Genomic DNA, 6421 nt, shown 5'->3' with positions numbered 1-6421 from the left:
GGAATGCATTACAAGGCAGGATACGGACAAGATAAAGGTTAATGATCTTGATCTTGCATTACTTTGAAATGGATAAAGCAATTTTGCTTTATCCCAATGGTTTCTGTTCATAATTTTTTATTTTAATTTTTGATTCATTTTTAAAGTCACTTTTGATGTTACATAGGCATAATGTTCACTTTATTAACTATTATTTTATTATTAATTCTAAATGTGTTTTTTTGTCTTTATCGTTTTATTGAAAAAGATAACAAAAGGTTATTATAATACAGTTTGGTTAATTGAGGAATTCACCAAGAAATAAATGTTTTTTTTTTATTTATTAATCTCGAAAAATTTTTAAAGCTACCTACGTTAAATTATTTTATCCTATCACAGGAGGTAAGTAAGAATTAACCCGCAGTAAACAATTTGATTTGTAATGAATTCTCCTTTTTGTAATTCCTATATTTGACTTGAATGCACAGTGGTATTGTTGAAATTCGTTATGAAAACAACTATCATATTCACAAAATTACCTTAAGTAATGAGGATGTGCTAATTCATAAATTACCTCTTTGCGGTACTATTTTACCTTCTTTTAGATAAATATTTTGCCGTATTTTTCTATTTTCTGTTTTTATATGTTAAAGAATTTATAAATAAAAATAAGAATAGAGCTAGTTCTTTTTAAATATGCCTTTTTGGGGTACTTTTAGTTAAAGATTTAATAAAGAAAACTTAAAGCGTTGAAATCATTATTTTGTTTTGTTTTTTTGGCAAATAGAAGAGCATATGGAAGGTGTTTATAAGGCTTTTTTAACAATTTAGCTCTTGAAATTAGGCAAAAAGGCTGTCTGAAAAGTGATTTTCAGACAGCCTTTTTAACTATATACATTATCCAACTAATTCTTTAATTGTATTTTATGTTTTATATTTCTTTTTTGTTAGTCAGCTTTACTTTTGTTAAGGAATAAAATTTTATAATAAAAAAAAACCTACTTTAATCAAATTAACAGCTATTTGTGTTAATTAGATTAAAGTAGATTTGGATCTAAAATTTAATTATTATGCGGATTGTTACCTATTTTTAACTACATTTTAATTTAAAGATGAACGAACTTCCTTTTTCTTCAGCAGAAATAAGTTCAAGTGTCGAGTCGTGCAGGTCTAATATTTTTTTGGCAATAGCCAATCCTAGTCCAGTGCTATTTTTTAAATCAGTATAATTATTAGCGCGGTAATAACGAGCAAAAATACGTTCACGATCTTTCTCAGGAATCCCAATTCCGGTATCCGAGATGGTAATTTTCACGGTATTATTGAGACACTTTTCAGTAATGATGCTGATGGTTCCGCCTTCAGGTGTAAATTTAAGCGCATTGTCTAGCAGGTTTTGAATCACCCTTTCGATCAATGAAATATCTGCCAATACGGGCGCAAGCTCTTTCGATAAATAGGTTTCAATTTTAATCTTTTTATCAATGGCGATGATTTGGTATTTAGAACTTATATCATTTACAAGTTCACTGATGATAAAGGGCTCTTTTTGGGGCCTAATCTGGTTGGCTTCCAATTTTGATAGTTCAAACAATTCGTTGACCAACTTTTCAAGCTTAACCGTACTTTGGCTCACAATATCAATGTATCGCTTGCGATCTTCGACTGTGATGGTGTCCTCTTTCATCTGTAAGGTTTCGAGGTACCCACGTATGATCGCGATTGGTGTGCGTAGGTCATGCGAAACATTGGCGATTAACTCGCGCCTTAAATTTTCGACTTCCTTCAATTTATCAATATTGGTGGTGAGTATGTCTGCCATTTCGTTGAACATGGTAGCCAATTGTTTTTCACTATTAATACTGTCTAGGTCTATTCGAGCATGCAAATCACCTTCTCTAAAACGTTGCATGACAAGCAATATTTTTGAGTAGTTTTTGGTTATGGTTCGAATGATAAGCAATCCGATTACAAACGTAAAAAATAAGGTTATTGCCATTGTTCGGTAACTAATCTGCCATAAGTAACTAGCAAATAAGGTGTCTGATGTAGCTTGCTTCTTTTCGCCATTCAGCACCACATAAATATAGGCATAAAGCATATTATTCATGGTCAACGGGTGAGCCGAGAATACTTTTTGTGTGCTAGGGTTAAGCGGATCGTCGCCCTTAATCAACGTTTTGTTCTTATCTGCAATAAATAGTTTGATGGGGTCAATATTTATTTTTTGCAGCGTCAGCTTTTTTTCTGGCGGAAACCATGCGATTATTTTCCCTTTTGGGTCAACCAAGTACACTTCCAGATTAGGGTTTATTGCCATTACGTGATGAAACATTTCATCCAATGCGGGTTTAATTACTTGTCCGTTATAGAAGGGAGTAGAGTTGTCGATAATGTTTTTGGCAGTATCGTGGTTGAGTCGTTGGTTAACTTCTTCGAGATATTCGCGTGAGGAGTGGTAGCTTATGTATACGTGCGCCACACCCACCATGGCGAGTAGCAGGAAGAATACCAATGATATTTTCCAGAATAAACTATTGTATCTTTTTTGTTCCATCGTTATTTAATTTCGTCCGTAAAACGGTAACCAATTCCCCAAGTAGTCAAGATGAAACGTGGGTTGGTTAGGTTGTTTTCAATCTTAGTGCGTAGGCGGTTAATATGTGAATTTACCGTATGCTCATAACCCGAAAATTCATATCCCCACACTACATTTAGTAAAGTCTCACGTGAATAACTAATGCCAGGATTAGACATAAATAGGTACAACAAATCAAATTCTTTTGGTGTCAGCTCAATCTTATTGTCGTCAAGAGAAACTTTTCTCTTGGTGGTATTCATCATAAGATTTTGACACTGTAAAATCTCAGGTATTTCTACTGGCTCTGGTGCAAGCATTTCAGTACGACGTATCAAAGCTTTTATTCGAGCTATAAATTCTCGAATACTAAAAGGCTTGGTGAGGTAATCATCGGCTCCGGTTTCTAGCCCTATAATTTTGTCAATTTCTTCGCTTCTTGCGGTAAGCATTAAAATTGGTGTTTTAATTTTTTCGGCTCGAATGCGTTTGCAAATTTCGATTCCGTCAATTTCGGGCAACATGATGTCTAGGATAATAACATCATAGGTGCCTGTCGTAGCAAGGTGTAATCCCTCAAATCCGGCATACGATTTGGTCACCTCACAGTGTATGTCTTTGAGGTGAATCGTCGCCAATTCTACAATAGCCGGATCATCTTCAATCATCAATATTTTCTTCATGGGTCTATTGTTTTTAGGTGGTATTTGTAAATATAAAGGATTAGGGTAAGAAATAAAAATTATTTCTTTTGATACACGATTCCAACCGACAAAATGTTGTTTGCGTAAACGTTTTTAGCTTTTACGATGGCACTATTCGAATTAAAGTACTGTGCAGTAAGTCCAAAGTTTTTGTTTAGTTCATACATTGCACCCACAGACATTCCTGTATAATTGGTTCCGTCACCTCTAATAAAGTCTGAAAATTCTGGATCAGCACCTAGACCGGTCAAAACCGAAACTTTTGAGTTTACCCAAAGTTTGTCAAAGAATTGATAACCCACTTCGACACCAGCCTGAAATTGATTTTGGAAATCACGCTCTTTGTAGCTTGTTCTATAATTGAATGCGGTGAACGCACTTGCATATAATTTTGAAGGTGCAAAAGAATGTGATACTGCCAAGGTGGTCCAAACATTAAATTCTCCATCTCCTGAAGGCAGATTGATTGTCTCTAACGGATTGTTTTTGTTGGTGGCAAAATTGTCTTGTTTGCCCGTTGGAAATTCCGGCGCAATTGCGATCGAAAGTGGGAAAGACTTTTGCAATAAGGCGTATTTTAATTCTAATTTAAGATCACCAAGACCACTCACATTATTGGTAGTTTCGTATCCATTTTGTTTGTAAAGAGGTAAGAATCCAATGGCAGTCAAGCGATTTGTGATTCCGTATTCTCCATAAACCGAAATTGCATTTTGGGTGAAGTCACTTGTTTTTAATTTATTTCCCACATTATTTCTAAAATCGGATGAGGTATAACTACTGTAATCTAATTTTACAAAATAGGTATTCTTTGCTTTGGTCCAACCGCTTTGTGCGATGGATAGCATTGGGAAACAGAAGGCGAGTATTGTTAAGGTATAAAAGTATTTTTTCATAATATTGTATTTAAATAACAAAAGACATTGATAGATACCAATGCCTTTTGTTGCAGAAAAACTAAATTGTTATTTTAATAGTCCATTTCCAAAAGGAATACCTGCTGTACCACACCAGATGATTACGTAAGGTAAGTCTGCAGGGGCAGCTCCTGATAATTTGTAGTAGGCTTCACCATTTTTAGTTACAATACCTACTAATTTTAGATCTGGATTTCCGGTTCCTGGACTAGAAGTGAAAGTTGCTGTTTTAGAAAGGTAAACGGTTGCAGTTCCCGTTCCTAATTCTGTTGTGAAGTCCGTTCCTAAATGTACGAAAGAGTTACCTTGGCTGTCAGTACCTGTTTCGATCTTACCAGTTGTTGGCGTTCCATTTTGCGCTGTAAGGGTTCCTGATTTTGAAACTGTAAAAGCGCCTTCTGGTGCAGCTGAGTCTACGGTTACTGTTGTTGTTACTGGGTCTGAGTCGTTAGAACATGATACTGTTGTGAAAGTCAATGCTAATGCGAAAACTGCGATAAAAATTCTTTTCATAATTTTGATTTTAAATTTGTTATTCATTTTTGTTATTGCAAATATCCGCCTCAAGTATCACAGAAGTATCCCGAAAAAATTACAAAAGGATAAACTTTGCTTTCGAACAAAAAATAACAAACCCCAAAAAAGCGATTGCTCCTTTGGGGTAAGTCTTTAAAATCAAGTACAAATTACTTTTTATTTTTGGCCTTTGGTACTGGTAAACCGTAGTTTGGTAAAGCAGTAAGCTCGGCAATTTTTACAATTACTTCTACCGCTTTTTGCATGCTCTCTACAGGTACGTACTCATATTTACCATGAAAGTTGTGTCCACCAGCAAATATATTCGGGCAAGGTAATCCCATATAGGATAGTTGGCAACCATCTGTTCCCCCACGGATAGGTTTGATAATTGGTTTTACATTTACATCTTTCATCGCTTTGGCCGCAATGTCTACAATATGTTTTACAGGAGTTACTTTTTCCTTCATGTTGTAATATTGATCCTCTACGACAGCGATAACAATATCTTCTCCAAATTGCTTGGCATATTTTTTATTGATTTTTGCTGTTATTTTCGAAATTAATTCTTTTCGTTTTTCGAATTTTAGCTTGCTGTGATCTCTGATAATCAGTTCTAAAACGGTTTCCTCAATGGTTCCTGCAAGGTGGTGCACATGGAAAAAACCATCGTAACCTTTAGTTTCCTGTGGTATCCCTTTCTTTGGTAATGCGTTTATAAAATCATTTGCAATCAATAATGAATTGATCATTTTACCTTTGGCATAACCAGGGTGCACACTTTTACCTTTGAAGGTAATAGTTGCTCCTGCAGCATTAAAGTTTTCATATTCCAATTCACCAACTTGACTTCCGTCCATGGTATAAGCCCATTCGGCACCAAATTGTGCTACATCAAAATGATGTGCTCCACGACCAATTTCTTCATCAGGAGTAAAACCTACTTTAATTTCACCATGTTTGATCTCAGGATGATTGATTAAGTATTCCATTGCAGTAACAATCTCTGTGATTCCTGCTTTATCATCAGCACCCAAAAGTGTTGTTCCGTCTGTTGTAATTAAGGTTTGCCCTTTATATTGTAATAAATCCTTGAAATAATTCGGAGATAAAACGATATTTTGAGCTGCATTTAGTACAATATCATTTCCGTCATAATTGCTTATAATTTGCGGTTTGACATTCGCACCAGAAAAATCGGGACTTGTATCAAAATGCGATATAAAACCTATAGTTGGTACCTCGTGGTCAACATTTGATGGCAAAGTTGCCATGATATAAGCCTTATCACTTATGGTAACATCTTGCATACCAATAGTTTTTAATTCCGTTACCAATAAATTGGCTAGATCCCATTGCTTTTGGGTACTCGGAGTAGTAGCAGACTTTGAGTCAGATTCGGTGTCTATGGTTACGTAACTGATGAAACGATCTATAATAGGTTGCATAAATTTATTTTTTTTGTGAAGAAGCAAAGATACCTTTTTCGATTTAATTAAAAGTTTGGTCTGCAAAGATTCATAGAGAGAATGCGCAGAGATGCGCTAAATTCCTGCATAATCTGTCATTCCGTAGGAATCTAAGGGTGTTATTTGTGGTAATTAAGTTGGATAAATGGGAAAAGTGATATGTGTTTATTGGTCCCAAAAATAGTTAAAACTATGTACTTTAGTGCATTTCGCTTTTAGCTTCTAAAAATGTACTTTTGAGATATGGATTTTCAAAGA

5 protein-coding genes are annotated in these 6421 nt (G+C 34.9%); all 5 read right to left on the bottom strand.

Annotation, left to right across the window (positions count from 1 at the left end; genetic code table 11):
• Window positions 1-1069: 1069 nt before the first annotated feature.
• Window positions 1070-2536: a sensor histidine kinase gene (locus M2326_RS17190; protein ID WP_264620778.1), complete on the bottom strand. Its 1467-nt coding sequence runs from the start codon at window positions 2534-2536 to the stop codon at window positions 1070-1072.
• Between the two features lie 2 nt (window positions 2537-2538).
• Complete coding sequence (locus M2326_RS17185) at window positions 2539-3240, bottom strand: response regulator transcription factor (protein WP_264620777.1); 702 nt, start codon at window positions 3238-3240, stop codon at window positions 2539-2541.
• Window positions 3241-3299: 59 nt separating this feature from the next.
• Window positions 3300-4157: a transporter gene (locus M2326_RS17180; RefSeq protein WP_264620776.1), complete on the bottom strand. Its 858-nt coding sequence runs from the start codon at window positions 4155-4157 to the stop codon at window positions 3300-3302.
• 69 nt (window positions 4158-4226) lie between these two features.
• Window positions 4227-4691 carry a DM13 domain-containing protein gene (locus tag M2326_RS17175; protein ID WP_264620775.1) on the bottom strand — a complete coding sequence of 155 codons (465 nt, stop codon included), beginning with the start codon at window positions 4689-4691 and terminating at the stop codon, window positions 4227-4229.
• Between the two features lie 173 nt (window positions 4692-4864).
• A complete protein-coding gene (pepT, locus tag M2326_RS17170; RefSeq protein ID WP_264620774.1) occupies window positions 4865-6142 on the bottom strand; it encodes a peptidase T in 1278 nt (425 codons plus the stop codon).
• Window positions 6143-6421: the final 279 nt, after the last annotated feature.

Source organism: Flavobacterium psychraerolatum, from assembly GCF_025960985.1.
GTDB lineage: Bacteria > Bacteroidota > Bacteroidia > Flavobacteriales > Flavobacteriaceae > Flavobacterium.
This window is presented reverse-complemented; position numbering and strand designations above follow the sequence as displayed.